24 protein-coding genes are annotated in these 22712 nt (G+C 37.5%); 15 read left to right on the forward strand and 9 right to left on the reverse strand.

The annotated features are described in order from the left end of the window. The first annotated feature begins 2 nt into the window (after positions 1 to 2). The 12 genes from AC1MGI_RS22095 to AC1MGI_RS22150 all read left to right on the forward strand — a co-directional run bounded on the left by AC1MGI_RS22095 (position 3) and on the right by AC1MGI_RS22150 (position 14160). Positions 3 to 2033, forward strand: a complete 2031-nt coding sequence (locus tag AC1MGI_RS22095) for a CD3337/EF1877 family mobilome membrane protein (protein WP_480350230.1) — start codon at positions 3 to 5, stop codon at positions 2031 to 2033. Between the two features lie 92 nt (positions 2034 to 2125). Next, positions 2126 to 3160 (forward strand): bifunctional lytic transglycosylase/C40 family peptidase, encoded by a 1035-nt coding sequence (locus AC1MGI_RS22100; RefSeq protein ID WP_480350232.1) that lies wholly within the window; start codon positions 2126 to 2128, stop codon positions 3158 to 3160. Positions 3161 to 3177: 17 nt separating this feature from the next. Continuing rightward, entirely contained in the window at positions 3178 to 3711 is a 534-nt protein-coding gene (locus AC1MGI_RS22105) for a hypothetical protein (protein ID WP_480350234.1), read from the forward strand. Positions 3712 to 3921: 210 nt separating this feature from the next. After that, on the forward strand, positions 3922 to 4650 hold the full coding sequence (locus tag AC1MGI_RS22110) for a Fic family protein (protein ID WP_480350236.1): 729 nt from the start codon (positions 3922 to 3924) through the stop codon (positions 4648 to 4650). 342 nt (positions 4651 to 4992) lie between these two features. Further along, positions 4993 to 5607: a TetR/AcrR family transcriptional regulator gene (locus tag AC1MGI_RS22115; protein WP_480350238.1), complete on the forward strand. Its 615-nt coding sequence runs from the start codon at positions 4993 to 4995 to the stop codon at positions 5605 to 5607. Positions 5608 to 5853: 246 nt separating this feature from the next. Continuing rightward, positions 5854 to 7860 carry a transketolase gene (gene tkt / locus AC1MGI_RS22120; protein ID WP_480350240.1) on the forward strand — a complete coding sequence of 669 codons (2007 nt, stop codon included), beginning with the start codon at positions 5854 to 5856 and terminating at the stop codon, positions 7858 to 7860. Between the two features lie 80 nt (positions 7861 to 7940). Further along, entirely contained in the window at positions 7941 to 8990 is a 1050-nt protein-coding gene (locus AC1MGI_RS22125) for a 2,3-butanediol dehydrogenase (RefSeq protein ID WP_480350241.1), read from the forward strand. A gap of 345 nt (positions 8991 to 9335) precedes the next feature. Next, positions 9336 to 10625 carry an MFS transporter gene (locus AC1MGI_RS22130; RefSeq protein WP_480350242.1) on the forward strand — a complete coding sequence of 430 codons (1290 nt, stop codon included), beginning with the start codon at positions 9336 to 9338 and terminating at the stop codon, positions 10623 to 10625. Positions 10626 to 10673: 48 nt separating this feature from the next. Then, positions 10674 to 11063, forward strand: coding sequence for a rhodanese-like domain-containing protein (locus AC1MGI_RS22135; protein ID WP_480350243.1), 390 nt, complete (start codon positions 10674 to 10676; stop codon positions 11061 to 11063). A gap of 288 nt (positions 11064 to 11351) precedes the next feature. Beyond that, entirely contained in the window at positions 11352 to 12311 is a 960-nt protein-coding gene (gene pfkA / locus AC1MGI_RS22140; protein ID WP_480350244.1) for a 6-phosphofructokinase, read from the forward strand. A gap of 78 nt (positions 12312 to 12389) precedes the next feature. Then, the gene (locus AC1MGI_RS22145; protein ID WP_480350245.1) at positions 12390 to 13262 is read left to right on the forward strand and encodes a class II fructose-bisphosphate aldolase; all 873 of its coding nucleotides are present in this window, start codon (positions 12390 to 12392) and stop codon (positions 13260 to 13262) included. A gap of 289 nt (positions 13263 to 13551) precedes the next feature. After that, the gene (locus AC1MGI_RS22150; RefSeq protein ID WP_480350246.1) at positions 13552 to 14160 is read left to right on the forward strand and encodes a recombinase family protein; all 609 of its coding nucleotides are present in this window, start codon (positions 13552 to 13554) and stop codon (positions 14158 to 14160) included. Positions 14161 to 14531: 371 nt separating this feature from the next. Here the strand turns inward: AC1MGI_RS22150 and AC1MGI_RS22155 are convergent, their stop codons facing one another. From AC1MGI_RS22155 to AC1MGI_RS22195, 9 genes are all read right to left on the reverse strand, one after another. Next, a complete protein-coding gene (locus tag AC1MGI_RS22155) occupies positions 14532 to 15152 on the reverse strand; it encodes a Cthe_2314 family HEPN domain-containing protein (RefSeq protein WP_480350247.1) in 621 nt (206 codons plus the stop codon). Further along, positions 15130 to 15261, reverse strand: a complete 132-nt coding sequence (locus AC1MGI_RS22160) for a hypothetical protein (RefSeq protein WP_480350248.1) — start codon at positions 15259 to 15261, stop codon at positions 15130 to 15132. The genes AC1MGI_RS22155 and AC1MGI_RS22160 overlap by 23 nt, the downstream gene beginning before the upstream one ends. A 365-nt stretch (positions 15262 to 15626) precedes the next feature. Then, positions 15627 to 15824 (reverse strand): hypothetical protein, encoded by a 198-nt coding sequence (locus AC1MGI_RS22165; RefSeq protein ID WP_480350249.1) that lies wholly within the window; start codon positions 15822 to 15824, stop codon positions 15627 to 15629. An 887-nt stretch (positions 15825 to 16711) separates the two neighbouring features. Then, a complete protein-coding gene (locus AC1MGI_RS22170) occupies positions 16712 to 16873 on the reverse strand; it encodes a hypothetical protein (RefSeq protein WP_480350250.1) in 162 nt (53 codons plus the stop codon). A gap of 1 nt (position 16874) precedes the next feature. Further along, positions 16875 to 18107, reverse strand: coding sequence for a Ger(x)C family spore germination protein (locus AC1MGI_RS22175; RefSeq protein WP_480350251.1), 1233 nt, complete (start codon positions 18105 to 18107; stop codon positions 16875 to 16877). After that, complete coding sequence (locus AC1MGI_RS22180; RefSeq protein ID WP_480350252.1) at positions 18104 to 19198, reverse strand: GerAB/ArcD/ProY family transporter; 1095 nt, start codon at positions 19196 to 19198, stop codon at positions 18104 to 18106. Before AC1MGI_RS22180 ends, AC1MGI_RS22175 begins: the two co-directional genes overlap by 4 nt. Positions 19199 to 19214: 16 nt before the next feature. After that, on the reverse strand, positions 19215 to 20684 hold the full coding sequence (locus AC1MGI_RS22185; RefSeq protein WP_480350253.1) for a spore germination protein: 1470 nt from the start codon (positions 20682 to 20684) through the stop codon (positions 19215 to 19217). A gap of 282 nt (positions 20685 to 20966) precedes the next feature. Further along, positions 20967 to 21266, reverse strand: a complete 300-nt coding sequence (locus AC1MGI_RS22190; protein ID WP_480350254.1) for a spore coat protein — start codon at positions 21264 to 21266, stop codon at positions 20967 to 20969. Next, positions 21259 to 21471, reverse strand: a complete 213-nt coding sequence (locus AC1MGI_RS22195; protein WP_009330592.1) for a hypothetical protein — start codon at positions 21469 to 21471, stop codon at positions 21259 to 21261. Before AC1MGI_RS22195 ends, AC1MGI_RS22190 begins: the two co-directional genes overlap by 8 nt. Before the next feature lie 144 nt (positions 21472 to 21615). Between AC1MGI_RS22195 and AC1MGI_RS22200 the strand changes: the two genes are divergently transcribed. The 3 genes from AC1MGI_RS22200 to AC1MGI_RS22210 all read left to right on the forward strand — a co-directional run. Next, positions 21616 to 21831: a spore coat protein gene (locus AC1MGI_RS22200; RefSeq protein WP_480350256.1), complete on the forward strand. Its 216-nt coding sequence runs from the start codon at positions 21616 to 21618 to the stop codon at positions 21829 to 21831. Positions 21832 to 21841: 10 nt separating this feature from the next. Next, positions 21842 to 22204 carry a spore coat protein gene (locus AC1MGI_RS22205; protein WP_480350257.1) on the forward strand — a complete coding sequence of 121 codons (363 nt, stop codon included), beginning with the start codon at positions 21842 to 21844 and terminating at the stop codon, positions 22202 to 22204. Positions 22205 to 22220: 16 nt separating this feature from the next. Further along, on the forward strand, positions 22221 to 22712 hold a 492-nt coding region (locus AC1MGI_RS22210), incomplete at its 3' end, for an alcohol dehydrogenase catalytic domain-containing protein (RefSeq protein WP_480350259.1).

Genomic DNA, 22712 nt, shown 5'->3' on the forward strand with positions numbered 1-22712 from the left:
GGATGCAAACCCTTAAACAAGGCCTAGGCTTTTGTTTAGTGCTGTTGTTTCTTCTTTTGCCAACGGCTTCATTTGCCGAGGATGCCGCAACAACTGTTCAAAAAAAGGAGGAAACAGTTGGCCGTGTGACTTTGGAAAGTAAGGAATATCCTCTCTATCATTACCAGATGGCAGCTGATATTGGCGACGGTATCACGGAGGTTGGCGATAATGCGTTACATGCCATTAATCAAGGGATGTGGGGATTCAATAAAACGATTGCTAGTTTTACTCTCTATTCCGTTAACCAGCTGATGTCTTTTGACTTGATTAGCAGTATTGTTGATGAAGCTGGGATTATGAGTGAACGAATCTACGAAATTATGTCTGGCACCTTCTTATCCTTGTTTGTCATTTTAGTAGGAGGCTCAGCAGCCTGGCGTTACTTTGTAAATCAACAAGTTGGTCATGCGGTAAAAGCAATCATTGGTGCGTTGGCGATCATGGTGCTTACGTTTTGGTTTTATTCTAATACGGCAGGAAATATAAAATGGTTGAATGATAGAGGGGCGGAGTTTGAAGGGATTGCCAGCTCTGCAAATGTGCTTATCAGTTCTGATGAGTTCGACAGCAATGCTACTTACGATTCAAAAGAGGGTATTGCGGTACTGGAAAATCAACTGTTTAATCTTATGGTGAAGCGACCCTATTTACTTTTAAATTATGGTTCTACAAAAGAATCTGATGCAGTAAGCGAGGATCCAAACCGGGTAGATAAACTTTTAGAAATCAAACCTCATACTGAAGAAGGTAAAGAACAAAGAAGGAATATTGTTAGGGAAGAAGTGTCAGAACTTGAAAATATTCAAATGTCACCTGATTTTGGCGGTGAACGTTTCGGGTACCTCATTATCACGATCATTTCAACCATAGCGCTTTCGATTCCAATCTTATTGTTAGGTATCTTTAAGTTTTTGCTGCAGCTATGGTTCCTGGCATTGGTCATTTTCACAGCCATTCCACTAGTCCTTTCTTTAATCCCATCTTATAGCGAGACTGCCTTGAATCACGGGAAGAAGCTTGTGGGTGTACTACTTATGAAAGCGGGATTAGTTCTGTTGATTTCCGTTATTACCGGTCTTGTTACCTTGCTATACGAATCAGTAAAAGTAACGAATGGTGTAGAAGGGTATGTCTTTGTTGTTTTCTTGATTTGCATTACCATTTGGGGATTGTTTAAATACCGTTCCGAAATCTTTGAGGTTGCCTCTGCTGGTATGCTTCAAGGTCAGCAAGTGGTAGAGAGAGCTACAACCAATACAATTGATAAGATGGGTGACGCTGGAGGAAAAGGATTCAAAGGAGCAAAAAGAATGGTTGGTAAAGCTTATAGAAGCCACCAAAATAAAAAACGTCGAGAAGAATTTCAGTCAGGAAAAGAAGGTACAGGCCGAAAGACTTTTACCAATCCTGCAGTAGCAAACAGTGGAAGGTCAGAGTACCGAAAAGCTGTTGGTGAAAATACATCTCAAATAGGCACAGGTGGAAATCTAGGGAAACAAGCAACTGGAAAAGAATCGAAATTAGCGACAGAAACAGCCAATCGATCAGCTTCACGAAATGCGGGAGCAGCCATTGTGAGTTTAAAGGATTATAAAAGTGAAAAAGAAGAAGGGGCAACAGGTAAAGGTACAATTACGGGACCAGCTGCCCGAGGTTCCGAACGTACCGTTTCAGAAGCTCGGAAGCCGAGTTCGAACCCTTCAAATTCAAATAGACAAGAAATCAGAAAACAAGAGGCGCCTAAGCATACTAGCCAACGGACCTCGGGATCAACTAGCCGTGAAAATCAGCCTTCTCCGCATCGTAACCCAACTGCCAGAATGGAAAGCCAACAAGAAGCAGCAGCTTCAAGAGAACCCGTCAAACACCTAACGCAGTGGGAAGTCCAACAGAAAATCGATGCGAGAAAAGCAAACGCAACACCTTCCGAACCCGTCAAACGTTCTGAGAGCAGGAAGAAAAGTCAGGAAACAGAAAAAGAGCGAAAATGATATTAGAGAGAAGCGCTTTGACGTCATTAGATGCAGTTTCGCGACCAACCGGCTATTCATTGTGTCAGAATCGCTCTTAGAAAGGAGTTCCTATGCAAGGAGTTTTGAAGAAAGGTGCAAAAGTCGCTGGAACCATTGCCATTCTCAAAAACCCCATCACTTGGATTATTGCAGGTATCCTTCTTCTTCTCACTTCTATTTTCGGTTTTGCTTTGTTTGTTTCAATCAGTTTGGGCGGTGAGAACCAGTTTGAATCGAGAATGTCTGGTGAAGGAGCCGGAGGAACAGCGCAAGTGTCACCTGGAGTTTTGCGATATGAGCCGTTAATCCGGAAGTATGCGGAGGAAAATGGTATCGGTGAATACGTCGAGCTTATTATGGCTCTTATTCAACAAGAATCAGGTGGAAGGCACTTAGATGTTATGCAGTCTTCCGAATCAATCGGGCTTCCACCCGGAGGGATTACTGACCCTGAATACTCTATTCAAATTGGCGTGAAATATTTTGCGGAAGTGATAAAACAAGCTAAAGGGGATATTAATCTATCCTTGCAAAGCTATAACTTTGGAAATGGGTTTATTGGGTACGCTTTAGAACGTGGAGGCTATTCCAAAGAAATAGCTACCCAGTTTAGTAGTATGATGGCTGCTAAAAAAGGCTGGAGCCGGTACGGTGATGTGAACTATGTAGAAAATGTTATGCGTTATTACAACTCCGGAAACGGCAACATGGTTGTCGTAGGTGATGGTACCCAATCCTTTAATGTAGAAGAAGTTCATAACATCATGAAAGAGTATCTTGGCCGACCGTATGTATGGGGAGGCAGAACGCCAGCAGCAGGAGGGTTTGATTGCAGTGGGCTTCTTGAATATGCCTTTGCACAAATTGGCATTGATATGTATGGCACAGCTCAATCGCAGTACAATAAAACCAAGCCGGTTCCTGAAGACGAAATAAAGCCAGGTGACTTCGTTTTTTTCTCTACATATAAGCCCGGGGCGTCACACGTGGGTATGTATGTAGGGAACGGTCAATTTATCAATGCAAATAGCAGTGGCGGTACTTCTTATTCGTCCGTTGAAGAATGGAAAAACTTATATCCTTTCTTAGGTTTTAGACGGATTTAGAAATGGAGATGCATGGCATGGAGCCAATCCAAAAGAAAAACTTCTTTTTATTAATGATCGGATTCGTAATGGCTGCTTTGGTTATTATGTACGTTTTCAGCTTGCGATTACAGTTGCAGGAAGTCAGAGCTAACCAGGACAACTATGAAGATCAGGTTAAAGCTCTATCCTCTATCCAGAACACGGATGGATTAAAGATAAATCGTAAGTTTCTTGAAAGTTTTTTCTCCTATCAAACCACTGCTGAACGATACAAAAAAATTGAACCGTTTATGACTAATCAAGGATACAAGGCGACCCATCCTTCAGGAACAGAACTTCCAGATTCGGAAGAATCGGTCAAGTCATCCATGGTAGGCCTGAAGCCTTATGAATATCAATCCTCGAAGACGGAAGCTGAATTTTTTAATGAATTTAAGCTTACTACGGAATTTAATAATGTTGCTGCCACTGAAACAGTTATCGTCAAAACATCGCTCATATATGTGAATGAGCAAGGTTGGAAAGTTGATGATGTTGAGTTTGTTGGTCAATTAACTGGGCGTAAATAAAAGTAAATGGTTCTGATAGACAGCGTTTTTCTTATTGAGTTACCACCAATGGTAGGGCTTAGGATTAAAACTCAACTGCGAAAGTCGATTTATATATATTAATGTTTGATAAACAGCTTGCTAATCATGAAATAATGCAAGCTGTTTTTATTTAACAATTAGTGTAAAATTGAGATAAGAAAAATAGGTCACGCATAGAGGTGAAATTAAATGTTTGAACAAATAAATAGGAAAAAGGCGAACTTAGATAACCTACGACCATTTCCAAAATATACGTTAAAGAGTTTACGTGAAAAGCTATTGCTTGAATGGACATATAATACCAACGCTATTGAAGGTAATACATTAACAATTAACGAAACAAAGGTTGTGTTAGAAGGGATTACTGTCGGCGGTAAAACGATGCGAGAGCATTTAGAAGTCATTAATCATCGAGATGCAATTGCGTATGTTGAAGACATTGTGCAAAAAGGTGAGCCACTAACAGAATGGCAAATAAAAAATCTCCATCGACTAGTTTTAAAAGGTATTGATGATGATTACGCAGGTGTGTATCGTGACCAACAAGTGTTTATTGCTGGAGCAAAGCATACACCTCCAGCACCTTATTTAATCAAGGAACAAATGGAACAGTTGATTAAGTGGTATGACTTAGAGGCGCAAAAGTTACATCCAGTGGAGCGAGGAGCCATGTTGCATGCAATATTCGTTGGCATCCATCCGTTCATTGATGGGAATGGGCGTACATCTCGACTTCTTTTAAATTTAGAATTGATGAAAGCAGGTTTTCCTGCAGTTGTTATTAAAGTGGAAAACCGATTAGCTTATTATGAAGCGTTAGATAAATCTCATACAACAAAGGATTATCGTGATTTCATTCAGTTGATCACAAAAGAAGTAGAAGATTCACTAAATCTTTATTTAAATGCTATTTCTTAAGATAATTGGGGGCTTTAGGTTAAGAAGCACCGCTAAAAATGATCAATCTTTTTTAAACAGTAGACTATCACTCATTTGAATACAAAGAAATCCCTCCTGAACTTTTACAAAACAGGAGGGATTTTCATAATAAACCTTTTCGGGGGGATATGCAAAAATACCCTTATTGTAGTGTTACTAACCAATTAAAACAGCTTAATTGAAAAAAAATTTAATATTAGTATAATTAATAGTAAATCGTATACATATCTGAATTATTGGTTTTCCGTATTCAACAACATTCTGAATGTTTTATGTCTATTAAGCAACCAAAAGGGAAAGTGCAGAAGGGATAGAAGGAATATGATTGAAAGGACAGTAGACAGAAGAACTAGAAAGAGTAAAGAGGCTTTAAGAGATGCTTTACTGGAATTAATGGATGAAAAGGAATTTAAAAGTATCACAATAACCGATCTGGTAAATCGAGCCGACGTTAATAGGGGAACGTTTTATAAATACTATAATTATAAAGAAGATCTCATAAAAGAAGTCCAGGCTAAAATTATAGAAGATCTCCGTAACGCTTATAAATTGCCTTATAAAGGATTAACATACTATAAACAAGAGGAGATTACTAAAAAAAATAAGACCTCTTTATTCGATCATATTTATCAAAATAGGAAATTTTATCATTTAGTATTAAATTCAACAGATCTCTACGAATTTCAACGGATATTTTGCGAAACCATTAGTGAAGTTCATATAAATGATCTATTGTACTTTATGGAGCACCCGAAAATTGAGAAAAAGCTTTTTTCTGTGTATCAATGCTATGGGATCTTTGGTTTATTAGTTGAATGGGATAGAAGTAATTACTCTTATTCACCACAGTATATGACCGAACAGCATAATCAAATTCTATTATTTGACCATCCGAGTTTGAAGTTTAAGATACATTATGGTCCTAGTGAGAATTAGTATGGTAAAAAATATAAAGTAAATACGAATTATTTACCGCAATGATACATTGTGGTTTTTTTATTTGCACTGTTTTTTTAATTAATCAACAAAATATACGAATAATGTTCATAATTGAACAATATGAGGCGTATTTGAATGAAGAATGTTTTTAATTGAACAATTCGAGGTGTATCTGCATATTGTAATCGCTTACTAGTGATAGCTATAATTTAAGTAGATTAATTATGGAAGGAATGAAGATAAATGACAACAACGACTATTTCTGTTGAACAGCTAGCAATTAACACAATTCGTACACTTTCAATCGATGCAATTGAAAATGCAAATTCAGGTCATCCAGGTATGCCAATGGGTGCAGCTCCAATGGCATATACATTGTGGACAGACTTTATGACCCACAATCCGAAGCATTCCAAATGGTTTAACCGTGACCGTTTTGTATTATCTGCCGGCCATGGATCGATGCTGCTATACAGTTTACTTCATTTATCTGGTTATGATGTCAGCATGGAGGATATAAAGTCTTTCCGCCAGTTGGGTTCAAATACACCAGGACATCCGGAAGTCCTTGATACGGATGGGGTGGAAACAACATCAGGTCCGCTTGGCCAAGGGATTGCAACCGCTGTCGGGATGGCAATGGCCGAAGCTCATTTAGCTGCAATATATAATAAAGGGAACTTCCCGATTGTGGACCATTATACATTTGCGCTAGTTAGTGACGGAGATCTCATGGAGGGAATCTCTTATGAAACAGCATCTCTTGCTGGACAATTCGGTTTAGGAAAATTAGTTGTTCTTTATGACTCGAATGATATTTCCCTTGATGGAGACATAGATAAATCGTTCGCTGAAGACGTAACAAAGCGTTTCGATGCCCATGGTTGGCAAGTTATCCGTGTAGAGGATGGAAATAATATTGCTGATTTAAGCACGGCGATTGAGCAAGCAAAAGCAAACACAGAGCAGCCAACATTAATTGAAGTAAAAACAGTTATTGGCTATGGTTCACCAAATAAATCCGGTTCTCCCGCTTCCCATGGAGCCCCACTTGGTAAGGAAGAAGCAAAATTAGCAAAAGAAAATTACGATTGGTCACATGAACCATTTCATGTTCCGGATGAAGTTTATCGTGATTTTAATGAAAAAGTAGTGAAAAAAGGTACCCAAGCAGAAGCGGAGTGGGATACATTAGTTGAGAAATATAAAGAAGCATATCCAGAGGAATGGCATGCATTTCAGTTAGCAATCAACAATGAACTACCAGAAAACTGGGATAAGAATCTTCCGGTTTATGAACCAGGAAAGGATGCACCTGCAACACGTGCAGCATCCGGTGAAGTATTAAATGCAATAGCTAAAGTAGTTCCAGGTTTTATTGGTGGAAGTGCAGACATCGCAGAATCTAATAAAACAATTATTGAAGATGCTGATCAATTTTCTAAAGAAAATTATGCGGGCAAAAACATTTTATTCGGTGTTCGTGAATTTGCAATGGCAGCAGCATTAAATGGAATGGCACTGCACGGTGGTATCAAAGGATACGGAGGAACGTTTTTCATATTCAGTGATTACATGCGCTCAGCTGTACGTTTGTCTGCATTGATGAAACAACCGGTGACGTATGTATGGACTCATGATTCCATCGCATTAGGTGAAGACGGCGCTACTCATGAACCTATTGAACATTTAATATCTTTCCGTGCTATGCCAGGATTATCGCTAATTCGTCCAGCAGATGGAAATGAAACACAGGCAGCATGGAGACTAGCTGTTGAATCGAAAGACAAACCAACTGCATTAGTTTTAAGTCGTCAAAGCTTACCAACCTTCGAAGGTACAAAAGAACATGCATATGAGGGTGTGAAAAAAGGTGCATACGTCATCAGTGATTCTGAAAAAGAAATACCGGATGCACTTATCCTTGCGACAGGATCAGAGGTTCAATTAGCTGTAAAAGCACAAAAAGAATTAAAAGAGAAAAACATCGATGTGCGCGTTGTCAGCATGCCATCTTGGGATCGTTTTGAAGAACAAGATCAGGCATACAAAGATTCCGTTCTCCCGCCAAATGTGAAGAAAAGGCTTGCGGTGGAAATGGCATCCCCATTCGGCTGGAGAAGCTATGTAGGCGATCAAGGAAAAATACTCGGAATCAATACCTTTGGTGCATCAGGCAAAGCCGAAGATTTATTTAAGAAATACGGATTTACAGTAGAAAACGTAGTGAAGCACGTAGAAAGTTTATAGTGGGATAATTAATTTGCATATTTAATGGGGCAGGGGGACGTGGTGCCTGTCCCAATATTCATAGAAAAGAAGGGATTAACATGAAAGCAGCTGTATGGTATGGCAAAAAGGATATTCGTGTGGAGGATCGTGATGTTACCCATTTAGGACAAAATGACGTAAAAATTAATGTCGCTTGGGCAGGGATCTGTGGCAGTGATTTACACGAATATAGTCATGGCCCTATCCAAATTCCTGTAGATAATAAAGACCCACTCACGGGGAACCAGGCACCTTTAACAATGGGACATGAGTTCGCAGGAATTGTTGAGGAGGTTGGTGAGAGCGTCACCAAGTATAAGAAAGGTGATCGCGTTACGGTGAATCCTGGGGTGACCTACGGTGTAAAAGACGATTCTGTAGATATCTATGATGGATATGCAGCTATAGGTCTTCATACAGATGGTGGATTTGCAGAGACTGTTGTTGTGAACCAGAAACATGTATATGTCTTACCTAACGCTTTAACTCTAGAGGATGGTGCGTTAGTTGAACCTATGGCAGTAGGAGTCCAAGCTATCAAAGAAGCAAACTTCCGGATGGGACAAACGGTTGCGATTGTGGGAGCCGGGCCTATCGGATTGTTAACAATTGTCGCCGCTAAGGCAGCAGGTGCTTCAAAAATTATTGCGATGGATCTTTCTGAGGCCAGACTGGAGAAAGCCAAGGAAGTCGGTGCCACTCATATTATCAACTCAGGTAATGTCGATCCTGTGGAAGAAGTGAAAAAAATTGAACCGAATGGCGTAGATGCTTCGTTTGAAGTAGCAGGTATTGAACCTACGTTTAAACAAGCGGTACAAATGACAAAGGCGAGAGGGACTTTGACAGTAATTTCCATCTTTGCGAAACCAATTTCTTTTAATCCAATGTCTTTAACAACTTCAGGGGTAAAAATTACATCTACTTTTGCCTATGAACCAATTACCTTTCAACAGACCATTGATATGATGGCAAATGGGCAGTTGAAACCTCAAGGTATTGTGACAGATAGAGTTGAACTTCAAGACATTGTCGAAGCCGGTTTTGAAGCTTTGTCTAATGACAAATCTCAAGCAAAAATTCTTGTAGGGATAAGTAAGGGAAAATAGAGGTTTATTCAACAAACGGGAGCTTTGGTGGAGTAAGAAAATTATTAATGGACTGATCGGTTTATACCGTTCAGTCTAATTTTTATCAATAAAGTACACCCTATTGATAATATTTTGGCTCCTTCATATTAGCTTTATAGACTTTCAATAGAACCTATCAAAAATATATATTAAAAGAGAACAAAATATGATCTATGGATATGCCTGGGTAAGTACACAAGACCAAAACCTCGATCCCAAATTGAACAACTTACAAAACTTGGGGATGGCAAAAGAATCGAAAGACTGAGGAGAAGAAGTAATAAAAAATTAATCATGAAACAAAAGGGGAAGAGGTAGAGCTTGATGAGCAACAGTTCAATGACACTGAATAATAAGGGAGTCGAAGGTTTAAATAAAAAGTTAACGTGGGGTATTATTGCTGTATTTTTTTTTATGGTAGGAGATGGCATTGAGCAAGCCTTTTTATCAAAGTATTTAGTAGTTAATTTAGGTTTTACAGTCGGTGAAGCGGCTCTTGTCTTTAGTGTATACGGAATCACTTTGACAATCGCTTCTTGGCTTGCTGGCGTGTTGTCTGAAATGTTTGGTCCACGTCGCGTAATGCTAACAGGTTTACTTATTTGGGTAGTATTTCATATCGGACTGCTAACTTTTGGATTAGAAGCAAAAAATTATGGGATGATCCTGTTAATGTATGGTTTCCGCGGTTTTGGATACCCGTTATTTGCTTTCTCTTTCTACGTATGGATCGCTAAAGTTGTTCCAAATAAGAGACTTGGAACGATAATGGGATGGTTTTGGTTCGCATATGCTGGTGGATTAGGTTTTATAGGTGCATATTATCCTAGTTTTACAATTCCAAAATTAGGATATATGGGTACTTTATGGTCTGCTTTAGTCTTTATTATTCTTGGTGGTATTTTAGGTGTCTTGATGGTGAAAGGTGGATTTAAACAAAACCGCCAAGAGAGCATCAATTCAGAAAAAGGAAAGCTTAAGAGTTTTCTTAAAGCAATTACGATTGTTTATGAAAACCCTAAGATTGGGGTAGTTGGACTACTTCGTACAATTAACACAACTGCACAATATGGTTTCGTTGTTGTTTTACCCCTTTATTTTACTAGTGTAATTGGTTTTACAATCTCTCAATGGTTGATCATTTGGGGAAGTATGTCGGCTGTTAATATGTTTTGTTGTGTAATTTGGGGATATCTTGGAGACAGATTTGGCAGAAGATTCGTTATCACTTGGTTTGGGTGTGTTGGGAGTGCTATTACAACACTTCTCTTTTATTACCTTCCATTGGCGTTTGGAGAAGTATTTTGGGTCGCGATAATGGTATCAATGCTTTATGGAGTTACATTGGCGGCATTTTGCCCACTAGGAGCATTAGTACCAGGGCTTGAATCTAAAAATACAGGAGCTGCTATGGCAATATTAAACTTAGGAGCAGGTCTTAGTACTTTTATTGGACCAAGCATTGTAGGTTTAATAGGCGGTGAAAATGTACAAGCCATTATGTGGACATTTGCTTGTCTGTACATTGTAGGCGCTTTTCTCAGCGTATATCTTAAAGCAAATAGGGAAGAAAGTGTAAATACTGAAAAAGAGATTATTGCTAGTAATGATTGATTCTTAATTTGAAATAGGTACGTAAGAGTTTAAGAGGAGGTTTAAAAGATGGCAAAAACATTTATGGAAATGGTAGCAGAAGCTCGCGAAAATGTACCTGGTATTAGTTCGGTTGGAGCAAAAGAGAACATAGAAAAAAATAAGAAGACATTAGTTATTGATGTGCAGGATGCATCTGATGCTGGTGCTTGTGGATTAATTCCAAGCAGTATGAATATTTCACTTGGGATGCTGCCTATTCGTGCGGATCTTGAGCTACCGGAACATTTGCGGGAATCACAGCTGAGTGATAGAAACAGATCTGTCATAGTTACTTGCGGCGCCGGTGGGCAGGCAGCACTTGGGGCTTATTGTCTCAAACAAATGGGATTTACGGATGTTTCCTATATTGATGGAGGAACAGAATCGTGGAAGGCCGCTGGATTTAAAGTGGAATGAAATAATCATATCTAAAGATTTAGATGGTATGTATGATTTTATAAATGAAGATCAAATAAGTTCCCTTTGTAATAGAGAGTCCTTCTTCAATCTCATTAGATTGTTTCAATACTTATCTATTTGAGTTTTTGGAGAGGTACTCTTTTTCAATTTGGAATCCTCTGAATAATAATGGTTTATTTTTTAAAATTAATTCAATCTCATTTCTAAAAAACTGCTGAATGTTCTGATTACACGAGTAAATTAGCGAAATGAATTAGGGAATGAAAAGAATAGGAGCAAATGAATATGAAAAAAATTGCCGTATTAACTAGTGGAGGAGATGCACCAGGAATGAATGCTGCGATACGCGCAGTAGTAAGACGAGGGATTTTTAAAGGGATAGAGGTTTATGGAGTAAGATATGGGTACGAGGGCTTAATGAATAAAGATTTATATCAAATGGACCTTGGTAGCGTAGGTGATATCATTCACCGCGGCGGAACTATCTTAAGAAGCACACGTAGTGAATCTTTTAAAACAGTTGAGGGACAACAACAGGCGTTAGAGGTACTGAATGCTGCTGATATGGATGGATTGATTGTCATTGGTGGAGATGGTTCCTTCAAAGGTGCAAGCAAATTAACGGCTCAAGGAATTCCCACCATTGGTATCCCTGGAACAATAGACAACGATATTGCAGGAACCGATTATTCAATTGGATTTGACACAGCCGTTAACACTGCTGTAGAAGCCATTGATAAAATTCGAGATACTGCTTTTTCTCATGAACGTACTTGTATCGTTGAGGTGATGGGGCGGGAGGCTGGAGGTATTTCCTTATGGACCGGATTGTGTACGGGCGCAGAATCCATCATCGTCCCAGAAGTACCCCATCATATTGACGATATCGTCAACCGTATTCAGCAAGGACAAAAACGTGGGAAAATGCACAGTATCATCGTAGTAACTGAAGGTGTTTTCAATGGTGGATATCTTAAAGCCAAGATAGAAGAAGAATTAGATCTTGACATAAGAGTTGTCGTACTTGGACATTTGCAGCGGGGAGGATCACCAACTGCTTATGACCGAATGATGGGCAGTAGGATGGGGGCAAAAGCAATTGATTTGTTAATAGAAGGTGAAAAAGGTGTAATGGTTGGCTGGAAGAATAGCCAACTAGTTCATGTTCCTTTTGCGAAAGCGGAAGAAGATAAACATACTTTAGATATGTCCGACTATCATTTAGCGAGAAGTCTATCAATCTAATCCGACTGTTAAATGTTGTAACCGATTTTAAAAAAGTTCCGTTATTAAGCATTTATCTATTTTGAAGGGGGATATACAATGGCATTAGTTTCAATGAAAGAGATGTTAAATAATGCATTAAAGGAAGGGTATGCAGTTGGTCAGTTTAATATAAATAACCTAGAGTGGACCCAAGCTATTTTACACGCTGCTGAAGAAGAAAAATCTCCAGTAATTCTAGGGGTTTCTGAAGGAGCAGTTCGTTATATGGGAGGCTTTCTCGTTGTTACCGCAATGGTAAAAGCTCTTATTGAAGAAATGAATATCACAGTTCCAGTAGTGATTCATTTAGACCACGGTTCTAGCTTAGAAAAATGTAAAGCGGCTATTGATGCTGGCTTTACTTCAGTGATGATTGACGCATCTCATTTACCATTTGAAGAAAATGTTAAAATAACGAAGCAAGTAGTTGAATATGCGATTGAGCATGGGGTATCGGTAGAAGCTGAATTAGGAATTGTCGGCGGACAAGAGGACGATGTAATTGCCGAATGTGTTATTTATGCAGATCCAAAGGAATGCAAGGAGCTAGTTAAACGTACAGGTATTGATTGTCTTGCTCCAGCATTAGGTTCCGTTCATGGTCCTTACAAAGGGGAGCCAAACTTAGGTTTTGAACAAATGAAAGAAATTTGTGAAGATATTAATTTACCTCTAGTCTTACATGGTGGTACAGGTATTCCGACAGAACAAATCAAAAAATCGATTTCATTAGGAACAGCAAAAATTAATGTAAATACTGAAAACCAAATGGCCTTTACTAAAGTAGTTCGTGAAATATTAAATATAGATGCTAACGCTAGCGTATACGATCCACGTAAATTTATAGGTCCTGGTCGTGAAGCAATAAAAGAAACCGTTATCGGAAAAATACGTGAATTTGGTTCTTCAGGTAAAACTGTATTAAGCTGATTTTTACTGGGAAAATATAATGAAAGACTTATTCAAGCTCTGTTACAACAGATTACAGAGCAAGAAATACAGGTGTGAGATTGTTCGGTTAGAATTGTTCAATATAGATATCATTCACCCGTTCATAAAAGTACACTTTTATGAACGCGTATTTTTTGTTTAAAAACGGCCAATATTAGCGTTTGTAAAACTTTGAAATTAATTTACGAACGTTCATTGAATTGTATATACTTTTGCGAACGTTTCTTGATAGAATAATAGAAAAAGCATCAAAATAAAGGAGATTTAAATGGACGTTCGAAAGTTTGGATACATACGAGTTAGCAGCAAGGATCAAAATGAGGGACGGCAACTTGAGGCTATGAAAGAAAAGGAAATAGGCGAACGAGATATTTTCATGGACAAACAAAGTGGAAAAGACTTTAATCGAACTCAATATCAGTTGCTTAAACGGATGTTGAGAAAAGGAGATGTGCTATATATCCATTCCTTGGATCGCTTTGGGCGGAACAAAGAAGAGATTTTACAGGAGTGGAATGACATCACGAAGAACATCCAGGCTGATATTGTGGTGGTGGATATGCCATTGCTTGATACGACTCAATTTAAGGATAGCTTAGGATCTTTCATTGCCGATCTCGTTTTGCAGATTCTTTCTTGGATGGCGGAAGAAGAAAGGGATCGAATTCGAAAACGACAGCGTGAGGGAATTGACTTGGCATTACAAAATGGCACAGTATTTGGTCGGCCAAAAGCAACCGTTACGGAAGAATTTAAACAAGTATATGATCAATGGAAATCAGGAGAAATGACGGCTGTAAAAGCTATGCAGGAAATAGGAATAAAAAAGACGACTTTCTATAAGTTAGTCAAGGAGTACGAGGGACCATTGAAATAAATCATATATAATAGAAGAAACTCGTCAAAAAATATAGCCTTTGCATATGACAGCAAAGGCTACTTTAAAGAGGAATAATTTATTACTATCTTTAAAACGAGCTCTAAATATATTTTATTGGGGTATCGTCAGGAATGTGAATCTATACAACGATTAGATTGGTACAAGTTTTATTAGACAACATAAGACATAATTTAGAGATAATTTGATTGTGTATCACTACCTGCAACTTTATTGAGATTGTTAAGGATTCTACCTAAACTATAAGGGCAGGTTAACGAAATAAGGGTTAAACAAAAAAATGGCAAAATAACTTCTGAGTGCTAAAAAGATGAGATTAAAATTATTAGATTCAATTTTCCCTATGTCTGTTAGGTCAAATGTTTATTTAAAACTTCAAATGTTTGTTTAATACTGACGAGCAATCCTATCATTGTTTTTCTAATTTCATTAGAAGGTATATAGCTACCAACTCCATATGAAGCCATATTTTCTGTGAGTGTAACCCCAGAGCTAACTTGGTAGGGAGGGTGATTATGAGCAATATCATTTCTCATTTTAATACCCCTGGAAAACTCAGGGGAGTTTTTAATTTTTTTTAAATCTGTATGGAGTTGAGGATTTATATCTTTCAGCTTAAAAATTGCACTTTTAAAACTAATTTGGTCTCTCCAGTCATCTTCATCAAGCGGTAGGTCAAATTGCTTGTATAATAAGTGACCTATTGTTTCATAAACCGTAAATGCTTTAAGAAAAAAGTTGTCTACGAAATAACAAAAATTATAGAAGTTACTGTAATGTTCATCTGTGAAGTGAGGGAAAAATTGAACGGATTCACCTTTTAATCCCGGGGATATAAACCATTCTTCATCTGGAATACCTCTTTCGAAATAATACATTGTATAGGCAAAGTTTGAGTTTATAGAAAGGAGACGATTTTGAAGAATGCTTTCCCAGTGCGTCAGTTCATTATTTATGAGGTTTTGAAACATATCTCCCTCTAGGCAATTCATACCCTTCATCTGTTATAGGGTTATCTTTTGAATACTGTAAAACGTCTATTTCTTCTATCTTATCAAACGGTTTAATATGTATAACCATGTACCTCACTCCTTTACATGAATTTTACCATAAACATTTTCTATACATTTAACCTAGTATAGAAAAAATCCGTAAAGGCGATACAATTGTCGTTTGGAGATTGGATCGACTTAGGACTCTACATGCAGGATTTGATTCAAATTGTGAACAGCTTAAATGATTAAAATGGTTGATTAAATTAATCATTAAAAAAAGACAGTGTAACAGCTGCCCTTTACCATGCTTACATAAGTCTACAATAATGTTTAGAAGGATAAATAATACCTAAATATCTTAAATCATACATTAGGAAAAAAATAAATTGGTGCTTGAGTCAACAACTAGTAAAAATATGATAAGGAGCAACGACACTTCCTTCTCTTATATTACTGTTCTTCTTTCGATTCTAAAAAAGTATCGACTGATTCATCCAATAATCTTTCCCGATTCGGGTCTTCATTGACATCTGTATCCACTTCCATTGCTTGTTTAAGTATGCTGTATGTATCATCTTCTTTATTTAATGGATTAACTTGATTTTTATGTGGGACTGGATTATGACGATTATTTTTTTGATTTGGCATATAATCTCCTTCTTGTAACAGGTATTTTATAATTAGTATGAACAATTAATCTGAAATAAAATCCAATACTATGTTTCGATTAATTATTATTTCAGTGTCTTACACGAACTGGTGCCTGTAATTGATTAATGAGAAGCTTTCTATCTATTTTCACATTTTCGCGATTCCAAAGATTAAATTTGTGCTGAAGCCATTTTGGAAAGATGTGTTCGTCTGTGTTTTTTGTCAGCTCCTCGCCGCATAAAAAACAATGGTTTTGGGAAAGGGGCATGTCCATTGTAAATTACAACCTTTATATTTACACATTCCTAATTTAACCATAATTGACAAAATATCAAGGTGGAAAGACTCGTGAAAAAAGTTTCGACCCGAATGTATCATCGAAACTTTGTGGTATTACTTTGGTGGTTATTTTAAAGTTTCAGGAACATTATATAATTTATCTCAAAATGAAGACGGATATTGAAAAAGCCTTGAAAGTGTTACTTAAATGAGGTTTCACTTTCAACTGATGGTTGCTTGTGCGACCGAGCCTAGGTCGTATCATATAGCGGGTGGGATTCCCGTCGAGAAAGAGCTTTCCAAGTCTTTGTCAGATGCATTTAAAACAGATCTTGTTACACTCTCGGCAATTTGTTGTAGGTTCAGTTCTGTACTCATAAACAACGACCACCTTTCCACTTATTTATTGCTCTTAACTATTTATGGAAGGCGACCCTGTTTTCCTGCAAAAAGATCTATATATTTATCTACAATTGTCACCAGGTTTCTCAAGCATCAGTCGAAATTCAACATAGACTGCTAAGTCCAAATGATGGACTGCCGTATAGTAAGATGATCTAGATTTATCACTCTCTTATTAGGTCTGCTTGAAAAAGGGAAAAACTCTACATAATCTTGATGAAAAATTGAACCGCTATCAAAAGGAAAATAAGAAATATCAGACCGATTACACCCAATTTCCCTCCGTTTTCTCGATAATTATGAAGCATAAACCGGTACGTATATACTACACTTGCAATCGTGATTAGCCATATTAATAACCTCATCTTAGTCCTCCACGACACGCAAATTTGGGCTTTGAACCTGCTGACCGAATTCAACAATTCGGGCATTCACTTCGATATCAATATCCATATTAGGATACGATTTCATCCAATCAAAATCTTCATAGTCTTTCATCGTTAGAAAGTGGGTTTGAGCTTCAAGTGACCAGCGAAACGGCTCACCTTTAAATTCAATCTTACATTTTTCTACAAGTTTCTCCAACTTTTTTTGTATAACTTTTTCAATGGAAGAAATTAAAATTTTTTGGTTTTTCAGGTTTGTTGAATAGTTCTTTAAACTCGGTATGCCGAGAATTTCAATATTAAAAGGTACCGTAACCTTGATTTTCGGATTCTTTAAGGATAGGTCCATTCTCACATCAGGTTTTTCTTCCAACGTAACTTTTAATGATATTCGATAATTCTCATCTAATGGGTCAGAGTGTGAAACCAGCATATCATTAAAATGAGATGTTTCATCAAGAATTAATGATTGCCTCGTTTCCTCCCCGTTTAACTTTCCAATCATTTTCCCCTGTTTAAAAATAGCAGAACCTAAGTATTGGGCAGCAGACTTGGATTTTGCTGGGATTTGTCCTGCTAACAAAGCATCTTCGTTCGCCTTTTCTATCTTATTTTGATCAGTGGTAGCATACATGGCTAAAAGCAGGTCAGCATCAGTCTCTGTTACCTGAAAATAACGTAATAAATCTGATTTGGGAACAAGACCGGTATTCTGGGCATTATCAATCATTAATTGATAGTATTTATGCGGTCGTGATTCAAGCGGCGAGTGTGTTTTCCGAATAAATGTTTCTGCTTTTTCTTTAGAAATAAGCAGGGTGGTTTCTTTCCGAAGTTCTCGTTCGCGAATCGATGCATATAAAATGTGAAGGAAATCGTCTGTACTTGCCAAATCTTCTGATGCAATCAGTACAATCGTTTGATAAAAGTTTAACTTTCTCGTTGAAATGAGATTTGCTGTATTTCTGGCTGTAATAAAATCATTTGTGTCTATTGAAATAATTTCAGAAGGATCTTCGGGGGCCTGTGAGCCGCCAGCAAGTGAGGTGCCTACTTCTGGATTTGCAATTTGAAACGTGACCCTAATATTTCCGTCATCCCCTTTATCAAGTCCAATTGCAATAACGTATCCTAGTTCCTCCATTTGTTTCATATCTCCGCAGCTAGTCAGCATCGGTAAAAACACAAAAAGAATCAATAGATTTTTTTTCATGATGAATTCATTCCTCTACTTTTATGTACCAACCAAATAAGCACAGCCATTCCGGCTAGAATAAATGAAGTAATCGAGAATATCCTTTCGCGTAGATAAAATGTATTGATGCTGGGGTTGGCTAAAACCAGATGAGCAAGGAAAACAAGTACTGTAATAGGCACTGTTAAAGGCTTCGAATCTGTTATTTTAAAAAGTGAACCAAATCCAACAGACATAGCATACAGATAAAATGAAAAGCGAAAAGTAGCCCCAAGCAGCCAAAAAAACAAGAAGAACGTTTCGATATGAGTAGCGAACTCTCCTAATTCAACGAGTTTGGCTGCTTCATGAAAATGGTAAGTCATTCTCTGAATGAATGGATATTCAAATACAAACGTATATAATAAAATAAAAACACTAATTTCCAATGCTGCAATGACGATTGCAAAAGAGCTGATTTTCTTAAAAGATTTTTTATCATGTAATTTAGGGTAAATAAGTAATAGGACGAAAACATCCCCGAAGATAGAAGACTTCAAAAAGCTCTCTTTTAAGATCACTGGAATACCTCCGCCAAATAACGGAAACATTCTTTTCCACTCGACTTCCCATAACATTAATACAGCTAAAAGAAGGAACGCTCCTTTAATAAAGGGGAGAAAAAAATACATGGCAGACCCGATTGCTTCAAGTCCTCTGCGATTAGCAAACAAGCAGCCGGCTAATGGAAGTAAAATAAGAAACACAAGCGGGGTATTCGGATAATACAGCGATGCAATACTATCAATATAATCTTTACTGTCGACCATGGTTATCATAAAAGAGATTGCGATAAAACCAAATCCAAACAAAAAGCCAAAAAAATTTCCATACACAAGATACATAACGTCTATTAAATTTTTGTTTTCATACTTTTCTACGACTTTAAGTGTCAGCCAAAAGAAAGGGAGAAGGAAGGCCGCAGATAGAAGCGGAACCATCCAAGATGCACTTTTCGTATCTGCATATAGGAGAGCAGGAATCGTATCTGTCATTTTAATGCCCATACAAATGAGTAAAATTGAAAATTGTTCTCTTTTTCCTATTTTTCCTGCTGTTTTGATATTCAACGTGATCATCCTCTTGCTACTTTTTCTTCATGCTTTTTGGGAGCAAATTACCTGATCGCATTCCTTCTTTTTTAATGATTGATCTAAAATACGTATCACCAGCAGCTGGATAATGTGGAGTGAGCGGGGAGAAAAATGGAACCCCGAATGATTTTAACGAAACAAGATACACAATTAATCCGGCAAACAAAAGAGCCACACCATATATCCCGGAAATAGCAGCTATAAGAATAAACGGATATCTAAAAATCCTGACACTGTAATTTAAACTAGTCTCAGAAATTGTAAAGGAAGTTAATCCAGAGAGAGCAACTATAATGACGATAATCGGACTTATGATATTTGCCTGTACTGCGGCTTGTCCTAAAATCAAACCTCCAACAATTCCAATCGTAGGTCCTAACTGGGTAGGAATCCTAAGACCGGCTTCACGAATTAATTCAAAAGAAAGCTCCATAATAAAAATTTCAATAAAAACAGGAAATGGAACCTTCTCCCTGGTAGCATTAATGGCTAGTAATAAATCGATTGGAAGCATTTCCTGATGAAAAGTAGTAATAGCTACATAAAAAGGAGAAGCAAATAGTGTAATAAGCAGGCTGATAAGTCGAATCAGTCTGGTGAAATTCCCTGGGAAAAACCGTAAATAATGTTCTTCGCCTGTATGAAATAATGACCAAAATGTAATCGGCAGTATCAAACATGCTGATGAACTTTGGGTCAATAAAATAAAATGACCCTCTTCTAAATGAGCAGAAGCTAAATCTGGTCTTTCTGTGTACATGATCGTTGGAAAGAGAGAATAGGGTTTGTCTTCAATCAGCTGTTCGAGTATTTCAACATTTTGAACGTTTTCTACTTTAATTTCCGATAATTTATTTCGAATATTTTGTAAGATATCTTCATTTGCCACATTTTTAATATAAAGCAAGCTGACGATATCAGCTGAATTCGCCTGCATCGGTATATCCTCGACGATTAGCTGCTCATTCCTTATTTTTTTTCGAATTAGTGAAATATTTTTTTGAGCATTTTCTGTAAACGCTTCTTTCGGTCCTTTAATGACAATTTCTGTTTCTGCGGTTCCGACTGATCGGGATTCAAAGTTCGCCACGTTCATCACATATCCATTAGGATCTTTTTCTTGAAAAATATAAGCGAATCCATTATTCAGAAAGGTTACTGCATCAATTAATGATGCGGTTTTTATTTCGAAATTAGGTAAAACAGACGGTAAATATGTTTCTTCGGTTTTCAACAGAGGAGAGATCACATCACGTGTTATCACTTCAGTATTTACAATCGAATTCAAATAACAAATAAACACCCGTTGCTGATTAGGCCTGAAAAGTTTCCTGATTTTAAAATCGCTGTTCAAAGGATATGAAAACATTTCTTTCAGCTTATCGAGCTCTACTAACAGAAAATTGGCAGATTGCTCGTCTTGAACTTCTTCCGTTCCAGGAAGCCGGATTTTTCTTTTCATGGCACGCTCTCCTTTGTGAATATGTTATATGTATTTTAAGCAAAATGAGGAAACATATACCGAATAAGGCTGGATATTTTTAGCTTGGAGGAAGAGGAGAGCATGAAAATATCATAGTGTTCGAGCATCATCTATATTACGGGACTTACTATTGGTGCAGTGGCCGCAAAATTAATTTATTGCTATGAGGGTTCCGATGAAAAAGGATAGGTAATGTTTCGGAAAAATCAGCTGTTTAATAGCAGCTGATTTTTACCTTCAATAAAACATACGATACTGCCCCTATTGTTCTTTGAGGTTTAAAGCGGTATGTGCATCCTGAAGTCTCACATTTATTTGGTCATCTAAATCATTTGGGTGATAATATCCATTGGCAGTCATATAATCTGTTATCTTGGCATGTGCATCCACTGCATTTCTTAATTGCTCGCGAAGAGCTGATTTCAGTTCAGGTGTAGCTGTTTCCGTAATAGCAAATGCGAGATTTCTGACGGCAGATTTAGATGAAATCAGAAAATCTGAGGCGATTGCCCGTTCTGTTAATCCTCCCATTCCAGCCATATTTTGCAGGAGATTAGTCATTGTGAGTCTCCTCCCGGTTTGTAATAAAGGTCTGAAGTTGCTTCAGACCTTGACTTCCTGATTCTAAATCACCAGAAAGAATCGTTTTAAGATCTCCATCAGGAAGTAATTTGCTCATAGTTACAGCTTTTGTTAAACATACTGTTTTAAATGCAATTAACTCGAGTGTCTCCAGTGTTTCGTGAAGTCCTAAATATTTTGTCAAGAGTATCTCTCCAATCTTTAAAAACTTCTCTTATCTTGCTTCAGACAGGAGATTCACATTCCACCAAAAATATTCCATAACCAGTAATATTCAATTGAATAATATTCACATATTAAAGGGATTTTAATTTCAGGAGGTGAAGTCATGGAGAAGAAAAGCTTGGCTTATCATGAAACAATGGAAACACATGAGGTATTAAACCTGAAAACTGTATGCTTATTGAAATCAAAGCTTATGCAGGGCCTTTGTTTCGATAATGATTTAAAAGCACTGATGGAAAAAAATGTTCAACAGTCAATTGCAGCGATAAATGAACTTAAAGAATTTTATAAAGGGGCAAGAACCAATTATATAGAATGAGGTGAAAAAAATGGAAATGGATTATTTGGATCCCCAAGGGGCTGAACATATGCCAGAAATGGCAGATTCGGGCATTGCATTGGAGTTTCTTCTTTCAGTTAAAACGGGCATTCATACATATGCCATTGCGTTAACTGAAACATCGAGCCTGGAGTTAAGAGAGGCATTATACAGGCAAATGGAACTATCTATTGATTTACACACCGAGATATCTGAATTGATGATAAGCAAGGGCTGGTTATATCCGAACGATGTTGGCAAGCAAGTTGAGTTGGATCTTAAATCTGCCGACAATGCTTTAATGATTGCCCGGATGAACTTATTCCCGAATGATACGGATAGACTTGGAATGTTCGCAACGCCTAATAAATAAGGGAGGTTAGAGAAAAATGAAAGCTGTCACGTACCAGGGGAGTAAAAATGTCCAGGTTAAAGAAGTAAAAGACCCAAAAATTAAAAATGGCGATGATATCATTGTAAAAATAACATCTTCTGCTATATGCGGATCCGATTTGCATTTGATTCATCAAATGATTCCCAATATGCCAACTGATTACGTAATAGGCCATGAACCGATGGGGGTAGTCGAAGAAGTAGGACCGGAAGTAACAAAATTGAAAAAAGGGGATCGGGTAATTATTCCCTTTAATGTAAGCTGCGGGCATTGCTGGTACTGTAACCATGATTTAACCAGCCAATGTGATAATTCAAACCCTCATGGTGAAATGGGCGGTTTCTTTGGATATTCAGAAACAACCGGTGGATTTGCTGGCGGACAAGCTGAATATATGCGTGTTCCATATGGAAACTTTACTCCATTCAAATTACCGGAGAACTGCGAAGTAGAAGATGAAAAGTTAGTGTTACTTGCAGATGCAGCC

The organism is Peribacillus sp. BM1 (genome assembly GCF_056679975.1).